The organism is Ralstonia sp. TCR112 (assembly GCF_007997035.1).
Classification (GTDB): domain Bacteria; phylum Pseudomonadota; class Gammaproteobacteria; order Burkholderiales; family Burkholderiaceae; genus Ralstonia; species Ralstonia edaphi.
The window spans coordinates 1-803 of record NZ_VOSS01000271.1 but is presented as its reverse complement, the minus strand read 5'-3'; the positions used below and the strand labels follow the sequence as shown (position 1 = coordinate 803).

General features: G+C 68.1%; 2 protein-coding genes. Both read right to left on the bottom strand.

What is annotated here, in order from left to right; translation table 11 throughout:
• Positions 1-408: lysozyme inhibitor LprI family protein (locus tag FUT88_RS25875; protein WP_147219377.1), on the bottom strand; the 408-nt coding region annotated here is incomplete at its 3' end.
• Positions 408-803 (bottom strand): anthranilate synthase component II (locus FUT88_RS25870; RefSeq protein ID WP_147219375.1); only part of this gene is annotated, 396 nt, incomplete at its 5' end. The genes FUT88_RS25875 and FUT88_RS25870, both read right to left, overlap by 1 nt.

Here is an 803-nt window from a genome sequence, read left to right as displayed (position 1 = left end):
AGCCGGGGTGACCGGCTGTGCGGCGTCGCGCAAGGCGCCGATGCGCTCACGCGAGAGATCGGCCTCGCATGCGGCTTCTGCCAGGTCGGCATCGGGCGCATTGCGGGCCAGGCGGCGTTGCAGGTCGCATTCGGCCTGCCGGTAGAGTTGGTGTGCGCGCACGGTGCGGTCGAATGCCATGGCGGCGCCAGGGTCCGTGCCTTTGTTGGCAGCCATGCGGGCGCGCAGCGCGGTGCGGCGTGTCGATTCGGCCGACGCCAGTTCCGTTTGTGCCGCCTTGCGTGCGGTCTGCACGCATTGGGCGACGTTGCCGGCCTCGGGCTGGGCCGCGCGGCAGGCGTCCAGCGTACCGGCCATCGCCGGCAGGCTCGCCATCATCGCCAGCGCGACCGTGCATGAGCGGCGCATCAGACGCGTTCCTTCAGGAAATTGCCGAGCAGCGCGTGGCCGTGTTCCGACAGGATCGATTCCGGGTGGAACTGCACGCCTTCCACCGGCAGCGTCTTGTGGCGCACGCCCATGATTTCGCCGTCTTCGGTCCAGGCCGTTACTTCTAGGCAGTCCGGCAGCGTTTCACGCTCGATCGCGAGCGAGTGATAGCGCGTCACCTTGAAATGCCGCGGCAGGTTGGCGAATACGCCCACGCCGGTGTTTTCGATGGTGCTGACCTTGCCGTGCATCACCTTCTGCGCGCGGATCACGCGGCCGCCAAACGCATCGGCAATCGCCTGGTGCCCGAGGCACACGCCCAGGATGGGCACGCGCCCCGCAAAGTGCTTGAGCAACAGGCGCTCGCGCCACAT